The 24,921-nt window shown below is 73.3% G+C and carries 21 protein-coding genes, 2 pseudogenes and 1 riboswitch; of the genes and pseudogenes, 7 read left to right on the forward strand and 16 right to left on the reverse strand.

From position 1 onward, the window contains the following. Positions 1–23 precede the first annotated feature (23 nt). Genes ACGFYY_RS09850 through ACGFYY_RS09875 form a run of 6 tightly spaced genes read right to left on the reverse strand, consistent with a single transcriptional unit; the run spans position 24 to position 9,010 of the window. On the reverse strand, positions 24–725 hold the full coding sequence (locus ACGFYY_RS09850) for a formyltransferase family protein (protein WP_393707956.1): 702 nt from the start codon (positions 723–725) through the stop codon (positions 24–26). Further along, a complete protein-coding gene (locus ACGFYY_RS09855) occupies positions 722–3,892 on the reverse strand; it encodes an amino acid adenylation domain-containing protein (protein ID WP_393707958.1) in 3,171 nt (1,056 codons plus the stop codon). The genes ACGFYY_RS09850 and ACGFYY_RS09855 overlap by 4 nt, the downstream gene beginning before the upstream one ends. Next, entirely contained in the window at positions 3,889–5,037 is a 1,149-nt protein-coding gene (locus tag ACGFYY_RS09860; RefSeq protein ID WP_393707960.1) for an NAD-dependent epimerase/dehydratase family protein, read from the reverse strand. The genes ACGFYY_RS09855 and ACGFYY_RS09860 overlap by 4 nt, the downstream gene beginning before the upstream one ends. Next, positions 5,022–7,085, reverse strand: a complete 2,064-nt coding sequence (locus ACGFYY_RS09865; RefSeq protein ID WP_393707962.1) for a fatty acid CoA ligase family protein — start codon at positions 7,083–7,085, stop codon at positions 5,022–5,024. Before ACGFYY_RS09865 ends, ACGFYY_RS09860 begins: the two co-directional genes overlap by 16 nt. A gap of 5 nt (positions 7,086–7,090) precedes the next feature. Then, positions 7,091–7,945, reverse strand: coding sequence for a hypothetical protein (locus ACGFYY_RS09870; RefSeq protein WP_393707964.1), 855 nt, complete (start codon positions 7,943–7,945; stop codon positions 7,091–7,093). A 3-nt stretch (positions 7,946–7,948) separates the two neighbouring features. Continuing rightward, a complete protein-coding gene (locus tag ACGFYY_RS09875) occupies positions 7,949–9,010 on the reverse strand; it encodes a 3-oxoacyl-ACP synthase III family protein (RefSeq protein WP_393707966.1) in 1,062 nt (353 codons plus the stop codon). A 320-nt stretch (positions 9,011–9,330) separates the two neighbouring features. Between ACGFYY_RS09875 and ACGFYY_RS09880 the strand changes: the two are divergent. Then, a pseudogene (locus ACGFYY_RS09880) lies at positions 9,331–9,923 on the forward strand (gala protein); the annotation flags it as partial. 345 nt (positions 9,924–10,268) lie between these two features. Here the strand turns inward: ACGFYY_RS09880 and ACGFYY_RS09885 are convergent. The 3 genes and pseudogenes from ACGFYY_RS09885 to ACGFYY_RS09895 form a co-directional block, all read right to left on the reverse strand. Further along, on the reverse strand, positions 10,269–10,994 hold the full coding sequence (locus ACGFYY_RS09885) for an SDR family NAD(P)-dependent oxidoreductase (RefSeq protein ID WP_393707968.1): 726 nt from the start codon (positions 10,992–10,994) through the stop codon (positions 10,269–10,271). A gap of 40 nt (positions 10,995–11,034) precedes the next feature. Then, a pseudogene (locus ACGFYY_RS09890) lies at positions 11,035–11,358 on the reverse strand (SDR family NAD(P)-dependent oxidoreductase); the annotation flags it as partial. A gap of 179 nt (positions 11,359–11,537) precedes the next feature. Next, positions 11,538–11,753, reverse strand: coding sequence for a hypothetical protein (locus tag ACGFYY_RS09895; protein ID WP_393708026.1), 216 nt, complete (start codon positions 11,751–11,753; stop codon positions 11,538–11,540). A gap of 87 nt (positions 11,754–11,840) precedes the next feature. Next, positions 11,841–11,903, forward strand: a riboswitch (guanidine-III (ykkC-III) riboswitch). 75 nt (positions 11,904–11,978) lie between these two features. On the opposite strand from ACGFYY_RS09895, the gene ACGFYY_RS09900 reads away from it, so the two are divergent. Then, positions 11,979–12,431: an Ohr family peroxiredoxin gene (locus ACGFYY_RS09900; RefSeq protein WP_393707970.1), complete on the forward strand. Its 453-nt coding sequence runs from the start codon at positions 11,979–11,981 to the stop codon at positions 12,429–12,431. Further along, the gene (locus ACGFYY_RS09905; RefSeq protein WP_393707972.1) at positions 12,418–12,867 is read left to right on the forward strand and encodes a hypothetical protein; all 450 of its coding nucleotides are present in this window, start codon (positions 12,418–12,420) and stop codon (positions 12,865–12,867) included. The genes ACGFYY_RS09900 and ACGFYY_RS09905 overlap by 14 nt, the downstream gene beginning before the upstream one ends. Positions 12,868–12,904: 37 nt before the next feature. On the opposite strand, the gene ACGFYY_RS09910 is transcribed toward ACGFYY_RS09905, so the two are convergent. The 6 genes from ACGFYY_RS09910 to ACGFYY_RS09935 form a co-directional block, all read right to left on the reverse strand. After that, positions 12,905–13,699, reverse strand: coding sequence for a peptidoglycan recognition family protein (locus ACGFYY_RS09910; RefSeq protein WP_393707974.1), 795 nt, complete (start codon positions 13,697–13,699; stop codon positions 12,905–12,907). 124 nt (positions 13,700–13,823) lie between these two features. Further along, positions 13,824–14,294, reverse strand: coding sequence for a nuclear transport factor 2 family protein (locus tag ACGFYY_RS09915; protein ID WP_393707976.1), 471 nt, complete (start codon positions 14,292–14,294; stop codon positions 13,824–13,826). Next, positions 14,291–15,025, reverse strand: a complete 735-nt coding sequence (locus tag ACGFYY_RS09920) for an SDR family oxidoreductase (RefSeq protein ID WP_393707978.1) — start codon at positions 15,023–15,025, stop codon at positions 14,291–14,293. Before ACGFYY_RS09920 ends, ACGFYY_RS09915 begins: the two co-directional genes overlap by 4 nt. 115 nt (positions 15,026–15,140) lie before the next feature. Further along, positions 15,141–17,198, reverse strand: a complete 2,058-nt coding sequence (locus tag ACGFYY_RS09925; RefSeq protein ID WP_393707980.1) for a UvrD-helicase domain-containing protein — start codon at positions 17,196–17,198, stop codon at positions 15,141–15,143. A gap of 83 nt (positions 17,199–17,281) precedes the next feature. Then, positions 17,282–17,479 (reverse strand): hypothetical protein, encoded by a 198-nt coding sequence (locus ACGFYY_RS09930; protein ID WP_393707982.1) that lies wholly within the window; start codon positions 17,477–17,479, stop codon positions 17,282–17,284. A gap of 538 nt (positions 17,480–18,017) precedes the next feature. Further along, entirely contained in the window at positions 18,018–18,236 is a 219-nt protein-coding gene (locus ACGFYY_RS09935; protein ID WP_393707984.1) for a hypothetical protein, read from the reverse strand. Between the two features lie 55 nt (positions 18,237–18,291). On the opposite strand from ACGFYY_RS09935, the gene recQ reads away from it, so the two are divergent. The 3 genes from recQ (at position 18,292) to ACGFYY_RS09950 (ending at position 21,831) form a co-directional block, all read left to right on the forward strand. Further along, on the forward strand, positions 18,292–20,343 hold the full coding sequence (gene recQ, locus ACGFYY_RS09940) for a DNA helicase RecQ (RefSeq protein ID WP_393707986.1): 2,052 nt from the start codon (positions 18,292–18,294) through the stop codon (positions 20,341–20,343). 84 nt (positions 20,344–20,427) lie between these two features. After that, complete coding sequence (locus ACGFYY_RS09945) at positions 20,428–20,940, forward strand: SRPBCC family protein (protein ID WP_365274234.1); 513 nt, start codon at positions 20,428–20,430, stop codon at positions 20,938–20,940. Positions 20,941–21,003: 63 nt separating this feature from the next. Continuing rightward, complete coding sequence (locus ACGFYY_RS09950) at positions 21,004–21,831, forward strand: N-formylglutamate amidohydrolase (RefSeq protein ID WP_365274237.1); 828 nt, start codon at positions 21,004–21,006, stop codon at positions 21,829–21,831. Positions 21,832–22,239: 408 nt separating this feature from the next. Here ACGFYY_RS09950 and ligA read toward each other — a convergent pair whose 3' ends face one another. Continuing rightward, positions 22,240–24,300 (reverse strand): NAD-dependent DNA ligase LigA, encoded by a 2,061-nt coding sequence (gene ligA / locus ACGFYY_RS09955; protein ID WP_393708028.1) that lies wholly within the window; start codon positions 24,298–24,300, stop codon positions 22,240–22,242. A 224-nt stretch (positions 24,301–24,524) separates the two neighbouring features. Between ligA and ACGFYY_RS09960 the strand changes: the two genes are divergently transcribed. Next, positions 24,525–24,866 carry a HopJ type III effector protein gene (locus ACGFYY_RS09960; protein WP_365274240.1) on the forward strand — a complete coding sequence of 114 codons (342 nt, stop codon included), beginning with the start codon at positions 24,525–24,527 and terminating at the stop codon, positions 24,864–24,866. Positions 24,867–24,921: the final 55 nt, after the last annotated feature.

Genomic DNA, 24,921 nt, shown 5'->3' on the forward strand with positions numbered 1-24,921 from the left:
GGCCTGACGGGCCCGAGGTGACCTCAGGGGGCGGAGGCGGCCGCGGGCGGCCGGAGCAGTGCCCGCGCGACCTCGGGCGCATGGGCGGCGAAGGGCCCGAGGTCGGTGGCGCGCGCGTAGGCGGGGCGGTCGCGGTAGCTGTCGAGCCGGTCCAGCGCGCGCAGGCCGTAGTACGCGGAGGGTTCGGCCGCCGCGGCGGGTACGGGGTGGGCGGTGCCCGCCGCCACCGCCGGGAGGATCTGCTCGAACAGGGCCTGGCAGGCACGGATGCCGCGGAGCATGACCTGGTGGTAGCGGTCCTCGGGCCCGACGGGGAACCGCTGCTCGGCCAGGACCGGACCGGTGTCGATGCCGGCGTCGACCTCGTGTGCCGTGGCGCCGTACTCCGTGTCCCCGTTCAACAGGGCGAACAGGACGGCCACGGAGGGCAGTCCGCGGTGTCGCGGCAGCAGCCCGTTGTGGATGTTGACGATGCGCAGGCCCTCGGCCCGGAGCAGGGGTTCCCGGAAGATCTGCCGGTTGTTGAGGGACCACACGATGCCGTCGCCGGCGGCCCGGGAGAACGTGCCGGCATGGGCGTTGACGTCCGGCGCCGCGAGGTGGGGCGCGCCGGCGGCCGCCGCGTCCAGCGGGTCGGCGGAGCAGACCAGGTCGACCGGGTGGCCGTGGTCGGCCGCGTGGGTGACGGCGCGGCGGAGCAGGGCTCCTTCTCCGACGAAGATCATACGGATGCCTCCTCGCGGGCGGCGGTCAGGTGCTCGCAGACCTGCCCGAGGGTCAGGTCCCGTACGAGGCGGTCGAGACGGCCGGTGAACTGTCGGGCCTGATCGGGGGTGAGCAGGTCCGTGGAGACGGCGGTGATCATCTCGACGAGGGCCAGGGAATCGCCGCCGAGGGCGTGGAAGTCCGAGTCCGCCGAGAGCAGTTCGCCGTCGACGCCGAGGACCTCCGCCCAGTGGTGCCTGACACGCGCGTCCAGGGTGACGGGCTCGGCGACGGCCGCGTCCGGCGCGGAGGGGGCGAACGGGTCGGGGAACGCGGCGAGATCGGTCTTGCCGCCGACCGTGCTGGGCAGCGTGTCCATCACGACGACATGGGCCGGGACGAGGTACGCGGGGAGCGTACGGGTCAGTTCGGTCCGCAGGGCGCCGCCCAGGTCCGCGCCCGCCGCGGGATCACCGGCGTGCGGCAGTACGTACGCGCAGAGCACGGCCGCCGTGGAATGCGGGCGGCGGCGGGGCACGACGACGGCGCGGTGGACGGCCGGGTGCGCTTCGAGGGCGGCGACGACCTCGGCGGGATCGACGCGGTGTCCGGCGATCTTCACCTGCTGGTCGATCCGGCCGGCGAACTCGACGGATCCGTCGGCCAGTCGGCGTCCGAGATCCCCGGTGCGGTAGACGCGGACGCCGTCCGGGTCGGTGGTGAAAGGGGAGGGACGACCGTCGGGCGGGCCGAGGTAGCCACGGGCCACCTGGACCCCGCGTACGACGATCTCGCCGGTGCGGCCGGTGTCGCCCGGTCCGTCGCCGACGGTCTCGCCGTTCTCGGTGACGAGGTCGACCCGGGCGTACGGGCCGGGGACTCCGATCGGGACGGTGGCCCCGCCCTCCGCCCCGTCCACGGTGTGGGCGAGCACGGCGACGGTCGCCTCGGTGGGCCCGTACCCGTTGATCACCCGGCAGTCGGCCCCGAAGGCGGCGTGGGCGGAGCCTACGGCGGTGGGGGTGAGGGGCTCGCCGCCCAGCAGCAGGGTGCGCAGACGGTGCTCGGGGCCGCCGACCGCGCCGCCGAGCAGGGCGAGGTGCGAGGGCGTGAGCGCGAGGGTGTCCGCGCGGTGCCCGGCGACGAGTTCGCTCAGGGTGGCGGGCGAGGACGGGCCGGGGGCGAGGACGATCGTTCCGCCGGCGGACAGCGGCAGGAAGAGCGGGAAGCAGGAGATGTCGAAAGCGTAGGAGGAGCCGAAGCCGAAGCGGGTACGCCCGGTGACCTGGCAGACCTCGGTCATCCAGCGGACGAATCCCATGAGGCTTCCGTGCTCGATCTGCACGCCCTTGGGGCGACCGGTGGAGCCGGAGGTGTGGATGACGTACGCGAGGTCCGCGGGCCGCACGTCCACCGCCGCGGGGCCCTGCCCGGCGGCGGTGCTGTCGAGCGGGTCGATGCTGTCGAGCAGGTCCTCCACGACGAGCAGGGTCCCGGGCACGAACGGGGCCAGACCCTCGGCCAGGTGTCGTCGGGTCAGGCAGACACCGACGGCGGATCCCCGAAGGATCTCCCCGATCCGTGCGCCGGGGTGGCCGGGGTCCAGCGGCACATACGCGGCGCCCGCCTTGAGGATGCCCCACAAGGCGGCCACACCGGCGGGCGTGCGGTCGACGACCAGTCCCACCAGGCCCTCGCGTCCCACGCCGCGGCTCCGGAGCCCGGCCGCGACGGCGTCGGAACGTCGGTCGAGTTCGGCGTACGTGACCACGCCCTCGGGCCCGTCGAGCGCGGGCGCGTCGGGGGTGCGGGCGGCCTGGGCGCGGAAGGCGTCGACGACGGTGACCTCGGGGACGGCAGGGACCGGACCGGCGGCCGCGGCCGGCACGGTCGGCACCGCCGGAGCGGGGTGCGCGGTCCGTGGCGCGGGGCCCGTGGCCACGGCGTCCGCGGGGGCCAGGCCGGCCAGGACCGTGTCCAGCAATCGACCGGCCCGGGCGGCGAGGTCCGGGCCCGCGCCGCGGACGCCCAGGGTGATCTCGGTCGCCGTCCCGGTCTCGGCGGCGACCAGGGAGAGCGGGACCAGGGGGGCGTGCACCGGCAACGCGTAGGCCGTCGAAGCCCGGAAGCCGCCGCCGGAGAACTCCGCCAGGTCCAGCCGGCCGAGGTGGGAGACGACGGCCGAGGCGAGGTGCCGGTCGGTACGTGAGGCCACGGCCTGGGCGGTGCGCAGCAGAGCGGCGGTCACCGTCCGGGGCAGCGGCGCGAGGGCCGTCTCGAACCCGGCGGCGAGTTCGCGGTCCTCGGCCAGGGCGGTCAGCAGGAGGGTGTGCGCGGCCGTCCAGTCCGCCCCGGGCCGCAGATCGAGGAAGAGCGGCAGGCTCAGGTTGCCCGTGGCCGCGATCCCGGGGCGGTGGCGGCGCAGGTCGACGGGGACCATGACCCGGGTGTCGAGCCGGGTGGCGTCGGCCAGGGCCTGGGCGAGTCGGGCGGTGAGCGCGGAACGGCGGCCGGGCAGGGTGCGGCGCAGCCACAGCGTCCTGAGCGGACGGCCGCCCTCCGCCGAGCCGAGCGGAGAGCGTCGGGGTGGCGCCGGCGTGGGCCGCGTCCGGGTGCTGCCGAGCCGGCGCAGCAGTCCGGCGTCGGTGTCCGGGTCGAGTGCGGGGCGGGCGGGCTCGCCGCGCAGGGCCCGGAAGACCTCCCGTGCCCAGGTCAGGGCTCCGTGGCCGTCCATCAGGGCGTGCGAGGCGCTGAAGACGAGAGTGGTGGTCCCTTTCCCCCCCGCCCCGGGCACGATCAGCAGCTCGCAGCCCGGCGGCTCCGCCCGACGCGAGGGTCCGGCGGGCAACTCGACCGTGCCGGGAGCCGAGTCGGTGTACGCACCGGCGCGCGGTACGTCGTACCGCACCTGCGGCGGCGGCCCCCCGACGGTCCACATCGCGCCGGCGCGCACGAGCCGTGATCCCGGGCAGGACTCGGCGGCCCGCGCCACGGCCGCCCGGACGTCCTCGGCATCGGGTACGCCCTCGCCCTCGACGACGATGCGCAGGGCCATGGCCCCGCGGGGGTCCCCGGCGGAGAGGTAGAGGCGTTCGGTGGGCGACACCGGACGCCGGTAGCGGGTGTCCGCACCGGTGCGGAGATCGACGTCGGTACCGGCACCGGCACCGACCTGATGGGAGGTCATGGCTTCGTGTTCCCTTGTTCGGTGGGACCGGGACCGGGACCGGGTCCGGAGCGGGCCGGTACGGCGGCGTCGGTGGAGGCGGCCGGGCCGGCGGTCCAGGCGGCGACACCGCCCACCTGCGTCACCCACTCCCCCAGGGCGCGCAGCCCGTCGGCCTGGGAGCGCGGAGCCGCGTAGCCGAAGTCCTGGCGGGCGGCGGAGGTGTCGTACGTCGCCGAGCGGGTCAGCAGCGCCATCATGTAGCGGCTCAGGGGCGGGCTCGCGTCCGTACCGCCGGCGGCGGAGCGGTGGCGCAGGTGCCAGCCCGTCTCCACGGCCGCGGCCAGAGCGCGGCCGAGGCGGAGCGGGATGCGCGGGGCGGGCGGAGGGCAGTCGAAGAGGGCTCCGACCCGGGCCAGGAACGGCCACAGGTCGGTCTCCTCGCGGTCCGCGACGAAGTAGGCCTTGCCGCCGACCCGCCCGGCGGGGGCGTGCACGGCCCGCAGGCAGGCGTCCACCGCGTTGTCGACGTGGCAGAGCGAGACCAGCACCTGTTTGCCGCCCGACAGGTCGGGCAGTCGGCCCGCGCGCATGGCGTCGACCATGCGCGGCAGGAATCCGGCGTGGTCGCGCGGCCCCCAGATGCCGCGCGGGCGCAGGGCGCAGGTGGTGAACTCGGGTCCGTCGGCGACCCGTACGTGCTGTTCGGCGATCGCCTTCGTCTCGCAGTAAAGGTTGAACCAGCGCCGTGGGTACGGGGTGCTCTCGTCGATGCCGAGCCGGTCGCCCTCCCGTATGCGCATCAGCGCGCTCGGGCTGGAGACGAACACGAACCGCCGTGCCCCCGCCGACCGCGCCGCCGCCAACAGCCGCTGCGTGCCGGTGACGTTGGCGGCCTCGAACTGTGCGCGGCTGCCGTGGTCGACGACCCGTGCCGCGCTGTGCACGACCGCCTCGCAGCCCTCCGCCGCCCGCCCGAGCGACTCCTCGTCGGTGAGGTCGCCGGTGACGACCTCGACGCCGGGCAGGGAGCCCGGACGTACGGCGGTACGGCCGGGGCGGACCAGGGCGCGGACCTGATGGCCCTGGCTCAGGGCGCCGTCGACGAGGTGCCCGCCCAGGAATCCGGATGCTCCGGTGACCAGGATCTTCACAGCGTCCGCCACCAGGTCGCGCCGTAGAGCATGGTGTTGCGGACCACCGCGGCGGTCCCGTGGCCGGCCTCCCTGCCGCGCGGCAGCGCGAGCGGGATCTGCGCGGCGTGCACACCGATGCTGAGGAAGGCGTCGGCCCACCACAGCCACCGCAGCACGGGAAGGTCGGGGACTCCCCCGACCGCGGCCCACGCCGCCCCTCCGACGAGGTACGCCCAGCCGGCGATCGGCACGATCCGGGCCGCCCGCCGGGCGGTGGAGGACGCCGACCGGGCCTGCTGCCGCTCGGCCCAGCGGGCGAGTTCCTCGCGGCCGATCTTGGCGTTGTGCCGGATGTCCACGGGGAAGCCGGGGTGGCGCAGGAACTCGTGGAGGCCCGTGGTCGGGGCCTGCGCCTCGGCCATGGCGCCCAGTTCGGCGACCAACCGGGCCCACGCGGCTGCGTCGAGCTCCGCCCCGTCCGCCCCGGTCTCCACGCAGACGACGGGCCGTTGCGCGCCGGCCGGCCCGATACCGACCAGGGCGGTACGCCGGACCAGCGGATGGACGTTGAAGACCCCCTCGCAGCGCACGGTGTGCAGGTCCCGGTGGCCGGTGCGGACCCGCTGCGCGGCGCGTCCGGAGAACCAGAGGCGTCCTTCGGCGTCCAGGTGGCCGAGGTCGCCGGTCCGGTGCCAGATCAGGGGCGCCTCTCCGTCGGGGCGGTCCTCGATCACCTTGTACGCGGCGTCGGAGTCGGGTGCGTGGTGGTAGCGCCGGCTGACGGAGTCGCCCTGGACCAGGATCTCGCCGACGCGGCCGGTCGGCAGGCCGGCCGCGGGGTCGAACCGGGCGAGCGGGCCGTCGGTGACGGGGGCGATCGCCACGCGGGTGCCGGGGACGGGCCGGCCGACGCAGGTCCCCTCGCCCGCGGCGGCACCGGCCGCCGTACCGGCCGCGGCGGTACCGGCCGTGTTGCCGCCGCCTTCGTGGCCGGTGTCGACGTCGTCGTCGCCGAGGATCTCGGCCGCCTCGATCGAGGTGATCGGCAGCACCTCCGTGGCCCCGTACGTCACATGGATGCGCGCCTTCTCGTCGAGGACGGAGCGCAGCGCGGCCACGACCGCGTCGGGCACCGGGGCCCCGCCGGAGACGACGCAGCGCAGGTCGGGAAGGGGGTGGCGGCCGCGGGCGGCGCCGGTGAGGTGTCCGGCCAGGTTCCGCAGCAGGGCGGGCGAGGCGAACATGGTGGTGACGCGGAATCGTTCCAGCGCGTCCACGAGCAGCGCGGGGTCAGCCTGGGCGACCCGGGCGGGCGCCAGCGGCGCGAGGACCAGCGTGGATCCGTAGACGAGGTCGAGCACCCCGTAGAAGGGCAGGGTGACCAGTGAGACGTCGTCGCGGGTGCGGCCGTGGACGGCCTCTATCTGGCGGGCGATGGACAACGCCATGCGGTGGGTGTACTCGACGCCCTTGGCGGGGCCCGTGCTTCCGGTGGTGAAGCCGATCATCAGCAGGTCGTCCCCGCCGGTCGGCGCCGCCGTGTCCGCGGGTCCGTCGGTCGCGGGGGTGGTGCGCAGCGCGGACAGCGTGTGGCCGCGGCCGAGCCGGCGCCGCCCCAGGGTGACGGGTACCCGTACCGCGGCGAAGGTACGGCGACCCAGGACGCGTACGAGTTGCGCCAGGGGCGGCCCGATGAACGCCTCGGCGCCCACGGCCCGGTAGCAGTGCAGCATGCGCCGGACTCCCATACCGGGATCCACGACGACGGGCACGGCCCCGACCCGGAACAGCGCGAAACAGAGGGCGAACAGCTGCGGCCCGGGTGGAGCCATCAGCACCGTTCGTGTGCCCCGGGTGATCCCGGCGCGCCGGAACCCGCGGGACAGTTCCTCGACCGTGTCCTGCAACTCGCCGTAGGTGACGGTGCTGTAGCCGCCGGAGCCCCGGCCCTCGGGGTGGACGACGGCCGGCTTCTCGGGAAAGGCGCGGGCGTTGCGCTCCAGCCATCCGGCCAGGCCGTCCGACAGGGAGGCGGATCGTTCCACGGTCGGGTCCTCGATGGACCTCGTCTGCGGCACCGGGCTCACCTTCCCTCGGGCCGGTAGAGGGCGCACGCCGCGCTCGGACCGGCGCCGACCGACACGAACAGGAACTGGTCGTGGTCGTCGTGGCGTACGCCGTCCGTCGCCCGGAGGTAGCCGAGGACCGGCGCCGCGGTGTGCGGCTCTCCTGGGGCCCCGCCCGCGTCGGTGGTCGTCGACGGGCCGATCACCAGCGTCTCGTCGAGATCGATGCCGAACTCCCGGGCGTAGTCGGCGACGGCCCGCGCCGCGAACTCGCCGAGCCGCTCCGCGTGATCGGGCTCGCGCCGGACGGTGATCGTGGTCCGCCCGTGCCGGCCCATGGTGGCGGTGTCGAGGTAGCCCTCGACGTCGGTGGGGCGGTCCGCGGTGTAGTGCCGGACGGGGCCGAACCCGGCCTCGGGGTCGGCGCTGCGCTCCAGCAGGAGGGCGCCGGCCAGGTCCGCGTACGGGTAGTCGGCGTCGTGGTCCGCGTCACCGCCGGGATGGACGTCGGCGGCCGTGATCAGCAGCCGTTCGGTGCTTCCCGTGTCCAGCAGGGCCTGGCCCACCTGGACGGCGTTGAGCACGCCGCAGGCCCCGTTCATCAGGTCGAAGGAGAAGCCCGCGGCCGGTTCGGGGTCGGCGATGTAGTCGAGGTTGATGCCGACCTCCTTCTGGACCAGGGCCGCCATGGCCGGTTCGAAGGTGTTGTGTTCCCGGTAGACGCCGACGTTGATGAGCGTGCCGATCGAGGAAGCCGGCACCTGTGCGCGTGCCAGGGCGCCGCGGGCGGCCCGGCCGGCGAGGTCCACGACGGAGGCCGGTGCGGACCGGTCGGGGAGTGCGGTCGCGGCCGCGCTGATGATCATGCCCATGGCTCACACCCCCACGTTCGTGAGCGTCGCGGACAGGGCGCCGGTGACCACGCCGGAGGCGGCAGGCACCAGCAGGTACTTGGCCCCCGGACGGGCGCCGCCCGCCCTGAGGTGCTCGCACAGCGTCAGGAAGTGCGAGGTCGTGGCGGTGTTTCCGTACCGCTCCACGACGGAGAGCGAATCGGGCATGGGGGTGCCGAACTCGACCTCGGCCGTCTGGTTGACGTAGTCGATGAAACGCGTGCCGACCTGGTGCTGGATGACGTGGTCGAACTCCTCGGCGGCGAACGCCCGCCCCCGCTTGGCCAGGAAGTCCCCGTGGAAGCGCGGCCACAGCTTGAGCCGGTCGCGGTCGTGCATCTTCTTGTTGTCCGTGTAGAGGGAGATGCCCGGGGACCGGTCGCTGGGCATGCCCATGCACAGGTGGGAGTACTCGGAGCAGGTCATGAGCTCGATGTAGTGGATGCGGTCGGCCTCGTCGACGGAGACGTCCAGGACGACCGCGGCCGCCGAGTCACCGACGGAGAGGGAGGCGAACTGCGGGTCGTAGGAGTCGGCCATCTCGCGTGCGGCGGTCTGGGCGACGCGGGTCGCCTGCTCGCCGCTGACGACCAGCCCGCGCCGCACGGCACCGGAGCGGATCATCCGGTCGAGCAGCCACACGCCGGTCATCATTCCGGCGCAGGCGTTGGAGACGTCGAAGTGGATGGCGCAGCGGGCGCCCAGCTCCCCGGCCAGCATCGCGGCGAAGGACGGCTCGAAGGTGAAGCGGCTGCCGTCCTGGAAGCGGGTGATCGACGCGGAGATGACGATGTCGAGGTCGGCGGCCTCGTAGCGGGAGGACTCCAGGGCGTCCCGGGCGGCCGCCAGGGCCATCCCGAACGAGTCCTCGCCGGCGGTCGGTTCGGGGTCGTACACGCGTCGCTCGGTGATCCCGGTGATCTTCTCGATGTCCACCTCCCCCAGCCCCGGGACCAGGGCGGCGAGTTGCGGAGTGGTCTGGACGGTCGCCGGAAGGTGGACGCCTAAGGCTTCTATTCGGCTGTGTGCGGTGGCGGTGCTCATGTGTGTCGCTCTCCGTGGCGGTCCGCCGCGGGCAGGGGAGTGCCAGGGCGGTGGTTGACAGAGGGGTTCAAGGGGTGTCCGGGGAATAACGGACAGTCAAGTTACCGTAGCGTACGGAGATGACGGCGATGTGTCAGAGCTTCGCAAATCCGGAACATACGGTCGAATATCGGCCACCCGCCGCCACCCGTCGCCACCGCGACACCAAGCAGAATCCGAGCTTCCGCCCCTCTTCACCGCAGTCGCGCGCTCGAAAACCTGTCCGGAACCGCTCGGTCCACCTGGCGGGACACGATCGAGGCGGACCTGGGTGACCCGCGATCGAGCACCCCGATCTGCCGCCGGCCGACCCGGCGCTCCTCGACCCGCCGCTCGCCCGGCTCGCCGCGGACCGGCCCGTCGAGACCGACGAGACCTTCCCGCTCGACACCCTGCGCGCCGACGGTCGCGTCGACCTGTGCGAGCAGGGGCTCGGCCCGGCCGGCGCGGCCCGGCTGCTGCCGGCCGCCACCGCCTCCGCGCACGCCGGGCACCTGCTCGACGGCAACCGGATCGGGCCCGACGGGGTGGGCTCCCTCGTCGGGGCCCTCGGCGACGACACGACCGTCCGCGCCCTCCGGCTCACGCGCAACCCGTTCTTCGTGGACGGCGCCCGCACACCGACCGCGCTGCTGCGCCGCAACACCGCCCTGCGCACGCTCGATCTGGTCGACACCGGGATCGGCGCCGACGGCTTAGGCCTGCTGCTCGACGCCCTGCTGGAGCGCGAACAGCCCCTGGAAAGGCTGTTCCCCGGCGGAAACGGCCTCGGCGACGAGGCACCGCGATCCTCGCGGCGGCCGCGGCCGGCTCGGCGCACCCGGTCCGCCTCGGGCTCGGCGGCAACGGGATCGGCGCCGCCGGAGCGCGGGCACGCCGCTCGCCGGCCGACCGGACCGCGTACGCGGCGCTGACGAACAGCGCCCCCGAGACCCCGAACACGCTGCGCGGATCGCTCGCCAGAACGGCTCGGCACCGGCTCCGGGAGAGGGTTCCGGGCATCCAGGTGAGCTCCGTCAGCACGAGCAGCAGGAGCAGCACGATGCCGAGCACGGCCGCGACACCGCCGTGCCATGCGTATGTCCCACTCCGCGTGAATGCCCTTACGCACGGCTGATGTTGTGGAATCGGGCTCATGGGTACGGTCCTTGACGGCAGGCCAGGTAACCCTCTGTGTTTAACTCCCCGGAATTCGGTAACAAGATGTAGTGACAGGAAGTCAACACTCGACGAAAGGAAGGACCATGAACCTCGTCACCGTGCTCATTCTCCTCGCGGTCCTCGCGCTTGTCGGCCTTCTGATCGCGGCTCCCAGCGCCACCGTGCGGCGCAACCCGTTCCCGGGCCGCCGACAGCGAGGCGACCACCGCCGCTCGGCCGCGCCCCGGTCGACCCGGGTACCCGGGCAGCGGGGCATCCAGCACCACGCGCCCTGACCCGGGAGTGTCCAGGGCCGCACGCCCCCGCCGTCAGACCGACGGCGGGGGCGGTCCCTGCGTGAGGAGCCGGGCCGCGGCGAACTCCTCGCGGGAGGCCTGCTCGGCCAGCTCCAGGTAGCCGTACGCGTCGTCGCCGACCGGGATCCGCAGGGTGTGGGGTCCTGGGCCGCGACGATGTCGAGGACCCGCGCGGCGAAGTCCTCGGGGCGCCCGGTCTCCGGGTTCTCCGCGAGACCCCGGGCGCCTTCGAGCATCTCGCGGTTGGTCACGTCGTAGGCCGGGATCCGCTGGTGCGCCTCCGTCATGGAGGTGCCGTAGCGCGTGGCGAACATCCCCGGCTCCACCACCGTGACGCGGATGTTGTGCGGGGCGGCCTCGACGGCCAGCGCCTGGCTCATGCCTTCCAGGGCGTGTTTCCCGGCGACGTACGCGGCCAGGCCCGGAAAGGCGATCCGACCCACGACGGACGAGATGTTGACGACGTGCCCGTGGCCTTGGGACCGCATCAGCGGCAGGACGAGCCGGGTGAGCCGCCAGGGGGCCCACGACCAGGGTCTCCAACTGGTCGCGCAGCTCGGCGTCCGAGACCTCCTCCACCGCGCCGAACAGTCCGATGCCCGCGTTGTTGACGAGGACGTCGATGCCGCCGAGACGCTCCGCGGCGCTACGGACGGCCTCCTCGCAGGAGGCGGCGTCCCGCAGTTCGAGCGGGATCGGGACGATGCGACCGGGCCAGGCGGCAGCGAGGTCCTCCAGGTCGGCGGTCTTGCGGGCGGTGACCGCCAGCGCGTCCCCGGCCCGGGCGGCGGCCGTGGCCAGCGCGTGCCCGAGGCCGGAGGAGCATCCCGTGACCAGCCAGCGTCGTCCCATCGTTCCCCCGTGGCGCGTGCGTTGTTCCGGACTGTGGTGGTGACGGCCATGGTCAGGGGACGGCGGCCCGCGGTCATCCCCTCGCGCGGGGGCGTGCGGAGGCGCGCGGGCGCATGTAAGGGCGCGCACGGCACGTCCCGCTCCGGCGGCGCCGGGCCCTCACACCCGGCGGCCGGTCGTCAGACGGTTTCGGTGGCGAAGAGCTCAAGGTGGCCGCAGTGCGGGCAGCGGAAGGCCTCGATGCGCCGCCGGGGCTTGCCCAGCCGTTTGGCGCCGCCGAACAACCCGCGTTCCAGCGGACCGGCGATCCAGCGGGCGTACCCTCGGGCCCCCTCCCCCGCGTCCTCGACGAAACCCGGCTCCAGGCCGACACCACCGCAGTACGTACATCGCATCGGGTCCACGGAGCGAGTCTAGGAAAACCGGGTGAGGTAGTTCACCGAGGGGGGCGCCCCGGACCACGGTCGGCGTTGCTAGATTGTCCGGCGGCCGGTCCAAGGCCCCGGACGAGATGCGCCGTACCCGGTTACGCACGACGACGCGCGAGGTACTGCACGAGCAGTGCCGTCCGCTGTCCGCACCCGGGCAGCGTCCTCGTCGAGCAAGATGGGCCGAACAGCATGACCGTGCCACTCACCCGCAGCCTGTACCGGACGACCGCGCACGCCGCGGGGGGACGTACCGGATCCGTCCGTACGGACGACGGACGCCTGGACGTCCGTCTCGCCCCGCCGCGCAAGAAGGTGCCCGGCACCACCAACCCCGAGCAGCTCTTCGCGGCCGGTTTCGCCGCCTGCTTCACCTCCGCGCTCGCGGAGGTCGCCGCCGAGTTCGGGGCGGACGCCTCCGCCGCCCGCGTGGCCTGCGAGGTCGAGCTCGGCACCACGGACACGCCCGCGGGTTACGGCCTCGCGGTGACGCTCACCGTCGGCCTGCCCGGGTGGCGTGCGGCGGACCTCCAGCCCCTGCTGCACCGGGCGGACGCGGTCTGCCCGTACTCCCAGGCCGTCCGTGGCAACGTACCGCTGACGCTGCTGGCCCTGGACGAGGCCGCCGCCGATGACCACGCCTGAGCCGGGACACCCGGGGCAGGTCCCGGACGGCCCCGGCGTGCCCGTGCCCGAGCGCGGCGCCTGGCTGCGGTGCGGCATCAGCCATGACGGCGGACCCCTCGTCGAGGACCGCGAGGTGGTGTGGCTGCAGGCCGGATCCTGGTACGCCGACAGCCGGGGCTTCGCCGGAACGACATCCTTCGACGGCTCCCGGACGCACTTCCACCACCTCACCGGCGAGCCCGGTGAGGACACGGGCACCCTCCGGTGGGACGGCGCGAACCTCGTGGAGACGGGCACCAACGCGGACGGCAGCACCTTCCTGGAGATCTGGACCCCGCTGCCCGACGCCGACGGCGTCCTCGGTTCCTGGTCCGGCCCGGACCACCACGTGGTGCGCGTCGGCCGCCACGTGGTGCACGTGGATTCCCACACCGGCACGTACTGGCGGCTGTAGGCCGCTCGCGCGGCCCGCAGGAGCGGTCGGCGGACCGTCAGGGCAGGAGACCGGCCGGGAGGTATTCCCCGTACGACGAGGACGGCCGGCCGGTGACCTGTCGGACCAGGTCCTCGAGGGGGTCGGCGGCCTCCTCCGGCGCGGGCGCGCCGAGGCGGGCGGCGACGTCCTTGCGGAGGGTCGGGAGCAGGGCGTAGAGGCGGTCGCCGGGGCAGGAGGTGGCGTTGAAGTCGCGGTGGCCGTAGATCTCCGACGCGGGCAGGCCGTACTGGTCGCAGATGTGGGCACACAGGTCGGCCAGCGCCGCGTACTGCGCCGCCCGCGGGACCTCCGAGGTGTACGTGCCCTCGTTCTCGATGCCGATGGACACCGTGTTCTGGCCCACGCAGTGCGCCGCCCGCACCTGGCCGGTGCCGGCGCGCAGCTGGGCCAGGCTGTTGTGGCGCCCCTCCATCACGAAGGCCCCGCGGCTGACGGTGAAGTGCTGACCGGTGTCGATCCAGCCCTGAGCGTCCATGTGGTAGGTCTGGATCGCGCGGGCGAGGGCGACGGCGCGCTGCTTGGAGTAGTCCGTCACGTTCGCCGTCGCCGTGTGGTGGACGATGATCCGCTCCGGGCGGTTGTCCAGGACGACGACGGGTTCGGACGCCGCCCGCGCACCCCAGGCGGCGCAGCCGATGATGTCCGGGGTGGCGGCGGAGTACGCCCGCCCCGCCGCGGCGACCGGCAGGGCCGCGGCGGTGGCCAGGGCGAAGGCTCCCGTGAGGATCGAACGGCGGGTGTACGGCGCCGCGGGGCGTGCCGACGGCTGGTGCGGTGCGGAGAAGGTCATGCGGCGCCATTCAAGGGGACTCCACCCGCACCGGCGGCGCAGACACACCGCGCGACCCCCGGACGGTCCCCGACCGGCCGCGCCCGGGACGGCCGCGAGCCCGGCATGACCCGAAAGACGGGCCCTAGCCGAAGCCCTGCGGGGTCTCCTCCCCGTCGGTCCACCAGACGCCCAGCCGCTGGCGGGTCAGGAGCCAGCCGCCGTCGGGAGCCCGGCGGTAGTCCCAGTCGTACGGGCCGCCCATGGAGTACGGCGCAGGGTTCCGCCCGCTGCCCGTCACGGCCACGAACCACATGTAGCCGACCCCCGTGGCGCGGTCCCCCTCCACCTGGAAGTCCATGTTCAGGATGTGGTGTTGCATGCTCGGGAAGTGCGCCTCCGCCTGCTCCACCTTCGCCCGGACCGCGTCCCTGCCGTGGATCTCCCCCCACGGCTCGAATTCCAGCACCGCGTCCTCGGCCCAGCACTCGATCCAGGCCCGCCAGTCCTTGCGGTCGAGCGCCCGCCAGCCGCGGATCATCAGCCGGCGCAGCGCCTGCTTGTCCTCCAGGACCCGCAGTCGGCGCAGCAGGTCCTCGTACGGCGCGGCGGTCACTGCGCGCTCGCGGTGGGACGTACGACGATCTCGTTGACGTCGACCTCGGCCGGTTGGGCGACCGCGTAGGCGATGGCCCCGGCGATGGCGGATGCCGGCAGCGCGACGGCCCGGTAGGCCTTCATGGCCTCCCGCGCGGCGGGGTCGGAGATCCCTTCGGCCAGCTCGGACTCGGTCACGCCAGGGGAGACCAGGGTGACCCGGACGGAGCCGCCCGACTCCTGGCGCAGCCCTTCGGACATGGCGCGGACGGCGTACTTGGTGGCGCAGTAGACGGCCGCGGTGGGCGACACCTCGTACGCGCCGACGGAGGCGACGTTCACGAAGTGGCCGCCGCCCTGGGCGCGCATCACGGGCAGGGCGGCGGCGATGCCGTGGAGCACGCCTCGCACGTTCACGTCGATCATCCGGTCCCACTCGCCGACCTTCAGCGCGTCGAGGGGCGAGAGCGGCATCACCCCGGCGTTGTTGACCAGCACGTCCAACCGGCCGTACCGGTCGAGGGCGGCGGCCACGAAGGCCCGTACGTCGGCGGCGTCGGTGACGTCCAGACGCCGGAACTCGGCGGTACCGCCCGCCTCCTCGATCTCCCGGCGGAGCGCGTCGAGTCGCTCGGTGCGTCGCGCTCCCAGGAACAGTCGGTGGCCATCGGCGGCGAGCCGACGGGCCGTCGCCTCCCCGATCCCGCTGCTCGCTCCGGTGATGGCCACGACCTTGGCTTCGTTCCTCATACCTGCCCTCGTCCTCGTTCGAAGCGGATGACTCCGCCCGACCGAGTCTGGGCAGACCGCGACCGACCTACCAGGACGTGTCACACCCTGGCAGCGCCGGCTCGGGGGTGGTCTCCTACCCGTTGGTGACGCTTCCGAGCCACAGCAGGTCACGGGCGCGCGTCATCGCCACGAAGAGCCGGCTGCGTAGCAGTTCCGCACGCTCCCGGGCCGTCTCGGACGTCTCCGTACCGGCCGCCGTACCGGGCGGCGTCCCGGGGCCGGGGACGGCGTCGTACCGGGGCAGGAAGACGTTCTTGAACTCCAGGCCCTTGGCCCGGCGGTAGGTGCCCAGCTTCACCGCGTCGACCGGACGGCCGTCGTAGTGCTCCAACTGGCAGACCGGGATGCCCGCCTGGGTGAGCAGGCGCTGGTGGTGGCCCAGGGCACGCAGGGACGGGCACAGCAGGGCGGTGTCGGCGAGGGCGCCGTCGGGCAGGGCACGCAGGGCGTCCAGGAGGTCCCGGTCGTGGGCGTCCACGGTGGGCCGGGTGACGCGTACGACGTGCCCGTCGTGATAGGTGAGATCGACGTCGCGGCGTCCGGAGGTGCGCAGGCCGTCGAGGTCCTCGAAGGCGTCGTCGGCGACGACGGTGAGCGCCGCGTCCAGGATCTGTTCGCTGTTGCGGTAGTTGGTGCGCAGCACCTGTCCGCGGTCGCCGCGGATGTCGATGCCCGCGTCGGTGAGGCGGAACCCGCCCGGGTACACGGTCTGCTGGCCGTCACCGACGAGCAGCAGACCGTTGGGCACGTCCCCGACGAGCGCGTGCAGGAGGCGCACGCCGACGAGCGTGAGGTCCTGGACCTCGTCCACGATGACGGCCGCGTACGGAGGTCCTTCGCGGCGGCGGGTCGCTTCCGCCAGGGCGAGGGAGAGGACGTCGTTGAAGTCGTGGACGCCGCGCTCGCCGCGCAGTGATTCGTAGGCCTCGTACAGCTCCCACACCGCTTGCCGGTGGGCCCGGTGGAGGCTCGCCCGGCGCCGGCGCCTGGGGACGGCCGCGTACTCCTCGAATCGGGTGAGGCCGCGCCCCTTGATGACGTAGTCGATCTCTTCGTGCCAGTAGGTGGGGACCGGGTCGAGGGAGGCCAGTCGGCTCCGGCGGCCGACGTTCTTCCAGGCGAGGCTGAAGGCGGTCTCGGCCTTGTCCCCGTGCAGCCGTACGGGTATGCCCCGCTCCTGAAGGAATTCCTGTGCCCAGGAGTGGAGGCTGCGGAAGTCCACCCGGTCGGCGACGGCCGGGGCCATGGCCTGGAGGAAGGTGCTCTGCACGCGGGGCAGGTTGTTGGCGAAGGTGACGTACAGGATGCGGCCGGTGGTCCGCCTGGCCAGGTGGGCGGCACGGTGCAGGGCGACGACCGTCTTTCCGGTGCCCGCCGGTCCGCTGATGCGTGCCGGGCCCGACCAGTTGCGGCGTACCAGTGCCACCTGATCGGGGTGGAGGAAGGTCATCCACTGCTCGATCGGTGCGCGCCTCGCCCCTTCCAGGGCCGCGTCACGCAGCCCTTCCAGGTCGAACAGCCCGTCCGGGGCGCCCGGTCGGTGGGGTTCGGCCGCGCGCGGCAGCGGCTGCTGCTGCTCGACCGCCGCCCCCACGTAGCCCGGGAACACCCGCTCCAGGTGGTCGGCGATCGCCCGGACCGACTCGACGCGCAGTCGGTGCCGCTGCGACAGCAGCACGGGGCCGATCTCGTGTTCGCCCAGGAGTCGGATCCGGTCGAGGCTCCCGTCGAGGCGCTGCCCGGGGAACACCATGACCGGCTGGACCGCCACCGGTGACATGCCGAGGGAGGCCACCGCGCTCTCGGCCGCCTTCGTCGCGGCGAGCAGCCCGGCCGCGTGTCCGTCGGCCGGCTCGCGGCCGCACGTGACGTCGACGACGAAGACCCCGCCGGGCCCCACCAGCAGCATGTCCGCGTCAGCGGTCCGTGTCCCGGACCATCGGCGGTCGACGAGCAGCCGCCACCCGCGCGCGGTCAGTACCAGCAGCTGGGCGAGGACCCGCCGCTCCCCCTCGCCGACCGCGTCCCACCGCAGGGCCTGCCGGCGGGCGGCGTGCCACTGCTCGCGCAGTAACCGCTCCTGCCGCCGCGCGTCCTGCGTCCGCTGCGATACCGCCCCGCCCGTCCCCATACCAGCCCCCCTCGTACGCGGAGTGACGATCATAGGGCGGAACGCGACGGTGCCGGCAGGGTGCGTCCCCGCCGGCGCGCCGCTCAGTCCTGCCGGTAGAACAGGAGCATGTCGACGCCCAACGGGCCGCGGCTGCCGAAGTAGTACACCCCGAGGTCGGTGACCTGGATCGAGCGGACGGCTTCGTCGAGCCGGCGGAATCCGACCGCTTCGAGGACGCGGCGCACCTGTGGACTCTCGTCGTCACCGGCGATGAACCGGCCGAGGGTGCTGATGACCACCGAGCTGCCCCGCCGTCGTCGAAGCCGATCACGTGGTACGTGCCGTCCCCCACCCCGTTGTCCTCGCCACAGGAGAGGGGCGGCTTCGGGGCGAGGCCCGCGGCGGTGAGCGCGGCCGTGGCCCGCCGGAGTTGCTCGGCCGTGTCGACGGCCGGCGGCGGATCCGTGCACAGGGCTTCGATCCGCCATCGCGGATCGCTCCGCTCCTCGCACCACCGCCCGTACACGTGGACGATCGCCGCGCGCAGTTCCTCGTCCAGGCCGGTGACCTCGGCGAGGTGGCGGCGCAGCCGTTCGGGGTCGGTCAGGAGCTGCTGGGCGCGGAAGGCGACCTGCCGGTCGGGGTCCGCGAGGGCGTCGATGACGTCCTCGCGGGCGCGGTCGCGCAGGCGGACAGCGGTGGAGCGGTCCTCGGGGCGGGCCCCGCCGAGTTCGGCCGGCACCGCTTGGAGCCAGTGCCGTGCGGCCAGTGCGTCCAGCCCGGCCTCGCCGATCTCCCGCCTGCTCCGCCACGGTGCCCTCGGCGCGCTCGGCGACCTCACGGCCGCGGGTGCCCTGGCTGGACGCGGGCGATCAACTCGGCCACGCGCCGCTCCGGGACCCGTCCGGCCGGCGCCTCCGCGCAGGCCTGGCGGCGCCACCACGGCTGTCGCGCGTCGGCCGCGCACGTCGCGAGGGCGTCCGCGTCGTACGCGCGCAGGCCCTCGACGTCGGTCCGTCCGGCTTCCGGGGTCAGCGTCTTGATCCTCTTCGGCATCCCGGGATGTCACTCGGCGGCGTCGAGTGTCGGTGGGTGTCGATAGGCTTCGTGGATGGCACTTCCCGACGCTTCCATCGAGACCTCCGACGCTCTGCAGGTACTGCACCGCGTGTTCGGATACAGCTCCTTCCGCGGCGAGCAGCAGGAGATCATCGAGCAGGTCGTCGGTGGCGGTGACGCCCTCGTGCTGATGCCGACCGGTGGCGGCAAATCGCTCTGCTACCAGATCCCGGCGCTGGTCAGAGAAGGCACGGGCGTGGTGATCTCGCCGCTCATCGCGCTGATGCAGGACCAGGTGAACGCGCTGACCGCCCTCGGGGTGCGGGCCGGATTCCTCAACTCGACGCAGGACACGTACGAGCGGCAGAGCGTCGAGCAGGCGTTCCTCGCCGGCGAGCTGGACCTGCTGTACCTGGCTCCCGAGCGGCTGCGCACCGAGAGCGCCCAGCGGCTGCTCGACCGGGGCAAGGTGTCCGTCTTCGCGATCGACGAGGCGCACTGCGTCGCCCAGTGGGGTCACGACTTCCGACCCGACTACCTCGCCCTGTCCATGCTGCACGAGCGCTGGCCGAAGGTGCCGCGGATCGCGCTGACCGCGACGGCCACCGAGGCCACCCACGCCGAGATCGTGGCGAGGCTCGGCCTGGAGGAGGCCCGGCACTTCGTCGCCAGCTTCGACCGGCCGAACATCCAGTACCGGATCGCCCCGAAGAACAACCCGCTCAAGCAGGTGCTGGAGCTGATCCGCGGCGAGCACGCCGGTGACGCCGGAGTCGTCTACTGCCTCTCGCGGGCCTCGGTGGAGAAGACAGCGGCCTTCCTGGTGGAGCAGGGCGTCGACGCCGTGGCGTACCACGCCGGCATGGACGCCCGGGCGCGCGCGGCGAACCAGGCGCGGTTCCTGCGGGAGGACGGGGTCGTGGTGGTGGCCACCATCGCCTTCGGCATGGGCATCGACAAGCCCGACGTGCGCTTCGTGGCCCATCTCGACCTGCCGAAGTCGGTCGAGGGTTACTACCAGGAGACCGGCAGGGCCGGCCGCGACGGCGAGCCCGCCACCGCGTGGCTGGCGTACGGGCTGCAGGACGTGGTGCAGCAGCGCAAGCTCATCGAGGGTTCCGACGGGGACGACACGCACCGCCGCTCGCTGGGCATGCACCTGGACGCCATGCTCGCGCTGTGCGAGACGGTCGAGTGCCGCCGGGTGCGGCTGCTGGCGTACTTCGGGCAGGTGGGCGCGCCCTGCGGCAACTGCGACACGTGCCTGACGCCGGCCGAGTCCTGGGACGCGACGGTCGCCTCGCAGAAGCTGCTGTCGACGGTGTGGCGGCTGGCGAAGGAACGGCGGCAGAAGTTCGGTGCCGGCCAGATCATCGACATCCTCCAGGGCAAGAAGACGGCCAAGGTCATCCAGTTCGACCACGACGGGCTCTCGGTGTTCGGCGTCGGGGCGGACCTGGGCACCGCGGAGTGGCGGGGAGTCGTACGCCAGCTGCTGGCGCAGCGGCTGCTGGCGGTGGAGGGCGACTACGGGACGCTGGTGCTGACGGAGGACAGCGGCGAGGTGCTGGGCGGTCGCCGCACCGTCTCGATGCGGAAGGAGAAGGCGCCCGCCGGTCCCGCCCGCAAGGAGTCCGCCTCGCGCTCGGGCAAGGGCGCCCGCGTGCCCGTCGACCTGCCGGCCTCGGCGGAACCGGTCTTCCTGGCTCTGCGTGCCTGGCGGGCGGAGACGGCGCGGGAGCAGGGCGTACCGGCGTACGTCGTCTTCCACGACGCGACGCTGCGGGAGATCGCGACGCGGGTGCCGGCCACGACGGAGGAGCTGGGCGAGATCGGCGGCGTCGGCGAGGCCAAGCTCGCCAAGTACGCCGAGGGTGTGCTCGCCACGCTGACGGAGTGCGGGGCGGCGACCTCGGCCGACGCCTCGGACGGCTCCGGCGCGTCGGCCGCGCCCGCCGCTTCGGCCGCTCCGGCCGCTCCGGCCGCTCCGGCGCCGTCGTCGGCCGGACCGGAGCGCCGTCCGGCGGCGCGGGAGGCCGAGGAGGAGCCGCCGTTCGACCTGGACGAGATGGTTCCGCCGCCCTACGACGACGACTGGCAGTAGCGGTTCCTCCTCCCCCGCGGAGTTACCGATGGGTAGCCACGGGGGCGGTGGCACGGTAGCGTCGGCCGCCTGGAGGGGAGAGCCATGCCTCGTACGTTCACCGTGTCCGACAGCATCGTCGTCCACGTCAGTCCCGCCGACGTCTACCGGCACGTGTCAGATCCGGCCCGGATGGGTGGCTGGAGCCCGGAGAACCTCGGTGCCACCGTGCACGGCGAGGCCGGACGGACGCGCGTCGGGACGGTGTTCGACGGGCGTAACAAGCGTGGGGCCTTCCGGTGGACCACCCGGTGCACGGTGACGGCACTCGAACAGGACCGGCTGTTCCGGTTCCGGGTGCACGCCATCGGGGTCCGGCGCCCGCGGGTGCCCGGCCCCATCGCCACCTGGGAGTACCGCTTCGAGCCGGTCCCGGAGGGCACCCGGGTGACCGAGACCTGGACGGATGACCGCCGCTCGTGGCCGGACTTCGTGGCCAATGCCTTCGACCGGGTCGCCACACGGGGACACACCTTCGCCGATTTCCAGCGCAGGAACATCGCCACCACCCTGCGCAACCTCAAGAAAGCGATGGAACCGGCGTCCGACATGGGGTAACCGTGGGGCCGTCAGGCTTTCGCGGGCGCCCCGCCCGCCCACGGCCCTCTACCGAGGATCCACATGAACCACGCCGTCGAGTCCTTCCGGCCGGATTCCGTCCGGCCGGATTCGTTCCAGCTCCTTCCCGGCGCCGCCGCGTCGCCGGTGATCCTGCACGTACCGCACTCCTCGCGCGCCGTACCGGAGTCCGTGCGCGGCGGGATCGTGTTGGACGACGCGGCGCTCGAGCGGGAACTGGACCACATCACGGACTCGCACACCGCGGAGATCGCGGCGGCGGCCGCCGCCGGATGCGCCCTCACGCCGTGGCGGTTCGTCAACGGGCTGTCCCGTCTCGTCATCGATCCGGAGCGCTTCCCCGACGAGCGCGAGGAGATGCTGGCGGTGGGCATGGGAGCGGTGTACACGCGCACCACCCACCGGGAGCGCCTGCGGGCGGACGGCTTCGACGGCGGCCCCTTGGTCGACCGCTACTTCCACCCGTACGCGGACGCGATGACGCGGGCGGTGGAGGAGCGGCTGGAGGCCGTCGGCCGCGCCGTGATCGTCGATGTGCACTCGTACCCGACGGAGCCCCTCCCGTACGAGCTGCACGGCGCGGGCCCACGGCCACCGATCTGCCTGGGCACGGACCCCTTCCACACGCCGGCCGCCCTGCTCGCCGCGGCCGAGAAGGCCTTCGCGGGCTTCGGCGGCACGGGGCTCGACAGCCCCTTCGCGGGTACGTACGTACCGCTGCGGCACTACGGCAAGGACCGGCGGGTCGGCGCGCTGATGGTCGAGATCCGCAGGGACACCTACATGTCCGAACCGGGCGGCCCGGCCGGCCCGGGCCTCGCCACCCTGGCGGCGGCGCTGACCGAACTCGTGGACGGCCTGCACCTCTAAGGGCTGTCCCGTAATCCCCGGCGGGCGCACGACGACAGATACGGCACCTCGCTGCGTTGTCGGAACGCCCGAATACGCCCAGTATGGGGACGCTCCTCCGCCTTGCGATGCACCGCATCTGACGCCGCGCGCTGATCCACCGGGGATTACGGGACAGCCCTTAGGCCGTCTCTTCCGGATCTTGTCGGGGCCCGCGCCGCCCGGCACCGCACCTCGCGGCGTTGTCGGAGCACCCCAGTACGTCCGGTACAAGGGAGCCCCTCCGCCCGGGGGCCCCTCCCAGCGGGAGCTGGGGGAGAGGCACGGCACCGGACAACGCGGGCCCGACCGACAAGATCCGAAAGAGACGGCCCAGGCCGTCTCTGAGGTGCCGTGCCGGGCGGGCCGGGCAGGATCCGGAAGGACGGCCTAGTCGGGGGGGAGGAGATCGGCGACGAGGACGGCGAACTCCTCGGGGTCGAGGATGCGGATGCCCAGTTCTTCGGCCTTGGCGCGCTTGGACCCGGCCTTCTCGCCCGCCACCACGAGGGTGGTGCGCTTGGACACCGACGACGACGCCTTTCCGCCGGCCCGCTCGATCAGCTCGTTCATCTCGTTCCGGGACAACACCGCCAGGGGGCCGGTCATGGCGCCGGTCACCACGACCGCCTGTCCGGCCAGCGGGCCGCCCGCCGCGTCCGCACCGTCTTCCCCGTCGATCTCCGCGGCGATCGCGGGCTTCTGCGGCTCGGTGACCTGCGTGCCGACCCGCTGGGCCTGGAGCTTGTCGAGGAGCGGGGCGAGTTCGACGAGTTCCGCCGCGATGACGCGGGCCTTCTCGGTGCCGATGCCGTCGACCCCGGCCAGCGTGTCCGCGTCGGCGGCCCTGATCGCGGCCATCGAGCCGAAGTACGCGGCGATCCGGCGGGACATCGTGCGGCCGGTGCCGCGGACGCCGAGAGCACAGAACACGCGGCTCAGGACGGCCCCGCGGGCGGTCTCGATGGCGGCCAGGAGGTTGGCGGCGCTGGTCTCCCCCATTCTCTCCAGGCCGAGGAGCTGCTCGCGGGTGAGCGTGAACAGGTCGGCGATGTCATGGACCAGACCGGTCTCCACCAGTTGGATCGCACGCGTGCCGCCGAGACCTTCGATGTCGAGCTGGTCCCGGCCGGCCGCGTAGATCACCGAGGCCACCGCCTGACAGCTCCGGCCGCGCACGCACCGCCACCGCTGCTCGGCGGTGTCGATCGCGTCGCCGCAGCGGGGGCACGTCTCGGGGAAGGCGATCGGGCTCTCGGCGCCGGTGCGCCGGTCCACCAGTGGTGCCTCGACCCGGGGGATGACGTCGCCGGCCCGGTACACGAACACCTGGTCGCCGATCATGAGCCCGCGACGGGTGATGTCGGACGGATTGTGCAGTGTGGCGTAGGTGACGGTCACCCCGTCGATGATCACGGGCTCCAGGACGGCGCGCGGGGCGATGATCCCGGTCCGGCCGACGTTCCACTCCACCGCCAGCAGGCGCGTCACCTTGTGTTCGGCCGCCAGTTTCCGGGCCACCGCCCACCTCGGGGCCCGCGAGCCGTTGCCGGCCTGCCGCTGGTCCTCGGCCGTGTCGGCCTTGACGACGACGCCGTCGATCCCGAACGGCAGGTCCCCGCGCAGGCCGGTGATCACGTCGATGCGTTCCTGCACCTGCTCCACGGTCTCGCATCGCATCGGGGCGGCGGCCGTGCTCGCCGCGGTGTTCGCGCCGAGCGCGGCCAGGGTCTCCAGCAGGGCGACGTGGCCGAGTTCGTCCGGACCGATCGCGCTGTAGGCGAAGAAGGTCAACTCGATGCGGTAGGGGCGGTCCTTGGCCCTCAGGGTGCCGGCCGCGCCGCTGCGCGGGTGCGCGAAGGGCATGGCCTCGTGGGCGAGTCGGATCCGGTTGGCCTCCTCGAACTGCGCGGTCGTCAGCAGCACCTCGCCGCGCATCTCGATGTCGATCGGCTCGGTGAGCACCGACGGCAGGCCGAGGACGGCATCGGCGGCGTGGGTGATGTCCTCGCCGGCCGACCCGTCGCCGCGGGTGAGGACCTGGACGAGGCGGCCACCCCGGTACCGGGCGGCCACCGCGAGGCCGTCGAGCTTGGGCTCCACACACCACCCGGCGACAGGGCGCCCGAGACGCCGTTCCAGACCTGCGGCCCACTCGGCGAGCTCGTCGGCGTCGAAGACGTTGTCGAGGGAGAGCATCGGCACCGAGTGCGGGACGTCACCCTGCACCGCCCCGCCTGCCACCTTTCCGGTCGGCGACTCGGCGAGCGCCTCCTCCGGGTGGGCCTCCTCGTAGGCCGCGATGGCACGCAGCAGCCCGTCGTACTCGTCGTCGCCGAGCGGGGTGCTCCCGTCGCCGTAGTAGGCGGCCGAGGCGGCCACGGCGGTGGTCACGGCCTCCGCGTAGGCGGCGGGAGAGAGCAGGTCACTGTTTTCGGTCATGAAGGTCATCATGCTGCCCGGCACTGACAACGCCACCGCCCGACCCCGCCTCATCACGGCACACCACGGCACACCTCGCCACGGCACACCGTCGAGTCGGGCTGCGGAGCGGGGAGGGATCGATGCCGTCCGTTCCGACATGTGGCCTGATTCCTACCGGCCGGCCGCGAAGGGCTATCGTCCCCCGATCACGGACGGCAATGGGATCGTCCGTTCGACCCGAGGGAACCGACATGACCGATCTGGACCAGCTGCGGGCAAGCCTTGCGTCGGGTGAACACGAGTTCGCCGACACCTTGGCCTTCATCACCGCGCACTACGCGTACCGACCGCAGGCGTTCCGCAACGGCGAACTGGAGAACGCCGCGGGTGAGAACGAGGGTTCCTGCAAGACGCTGGGACTGGCCCTGCTGGAAGGACTGAGCGACCAGGAAGCCCTGCAGGCGTTCGGCGAGCACTACCGCAGCGTGCTGGCGACGCCCGACGACACCGATCACGGCAACATCCGCAACCTCATGGCCCATGGCCTGGCCGGGGTGAGCTTCGCCGGGCAACCGCTGACCCGCGAGAGCTGATCGACGACGGCGGCAGGTCCGGGCCGGTGCGGATCGGACCGGGGCACGCCACGGT

Origin of the sequence: Streptomyces sp. NPDC048331 (assembly GCF_043201215.1) — a bacterium.
GTDB lineage: Bacteria > Actinomycetota > Actinomycetes > Streptomycetales > Streptomycetaceae > Streptomyces.

Bases quoted from the DNA above. Each gene is read 5' to 3' on its own strand.
- ACGFYY_RS09945 (WP_365274234.1), top strand. From the start codon at position 20,428: ATGCCTCGTACGTTCACCGTGTCCGACAGCATCGTCGTCCACGTCAGT.
- ACGFYY_RS09900 (WP_393707970.1), top strand. From the start codon at position 11,979: ATGACCGTGCCACTCACCCGCAGCCTGTACCGGACGACCGCGCACGCC.
- ACGFYY_RS09895 (WP_393708026.1), bottom strand. From the start codon at position 11,753: ATGCGATGTACGTACTGCGGTGGTGTCGGCCTGGAGCCGGGTTTCGTC.
- ACGFYY_RS09935 (WP_393707984.1), bottom strand. From the start codon at position 18,236: ATGCCGAAGAGGATCAAGACGCTGACCCCGGAAGCCGGACGGACCGAC.
- ACGFYY_RS09885 (WP_393707968.1), bottom strand. From the start codon at position 10,994: ATGCGGTCCCAAGGCCACGGGCACGTCGTCAACATCTCGTCCGTCGTG.
- ACGFYY_RS09950 (WP_365274237.1), top strand. From the start codon at position 21,004: ATGAACCACGCCGTCGAGTCCTTCCGGCCGGATTCCGTCCGGCCGGAT.
- ACGFYY_RS09870 (WP_393707964.1), bottom strand. From the start codon at position 7,945: ATGGGCATGATCATCAGCGCGGCCGCGACCGCACTCCCCGACCGGTCC.
- recQ (WP_393707986.1), top strand. From the start codon at position 18,292: ATGGCACTTCCCGACGCTTCCATCGAGACCTCCGACGCTCTGCAGGTA.
- ACGFYY_RS09875 (WP_393707966.1), bottom strand. From the start codon at position 9,010: ATGAGCACCGCCACCGCACACAGCCGAATAGAAGCCTTAGGCGTCCAC.
- ACGFYY_RS09850 (WP_393707956.1), bottom strand. From the start codon at position 725: ATGATCTTCGTCGGAGAAGGAGCCCTGCTCCGCCGCGCCGTCACCCAC.
- ACGFYY_RS09920 (WP_393707978.1), bottom strand. From the start codon at position 15,025: ATGAGGAACGAAGCCAAGGTCGTGGCCATCACCGGAGCGAGCAGCGGG.
- ACGFYY_RS09925 (WP_393707980.1), bottom strand. From the start codon at position 17,198: ATGGGGACGGGCGGGGCGGTATCGCAGCGGACGCAGGACGCGCGGCGG.
- ACGFYY_RS09855 (WP_393707958.1), bottom strand. From the start codon at position 3,892: ATGACCTCCCATCAGGTCGGTGCCGGTGCCGGTACCGACGTCGATCTC.
- ACGFYY_RS09905 (WP_393707972.1), top strand. From the start codon at position 12,418: ATGACCACGCCTGAGCCGGGACACCCGGGGCAGGTCCCGGACGGCCCC.
- ACGFYY_RS09960 (WP_365274240.1), top strand. From the start codon at position 24,525: ATGACCGATCTGGACCAGCTGCGGGCAAGCCTTGCGTCGGGTGAACAC.
- ACGFYY_RS09910 (WP_393707974.1), bottom strand. From the start codon at position 13,699: ATGACCTTCTCCGCACCGCACCAGCCGTCGGCACGCCCCGCGGCGCCG.
- ligA (WP_393708028.1), bottom strand. From the start codon at position 24,300: ATGACCTTCATGACCGAAAACAGTGACCTGCTCTCTCCCGCCGCCTAC.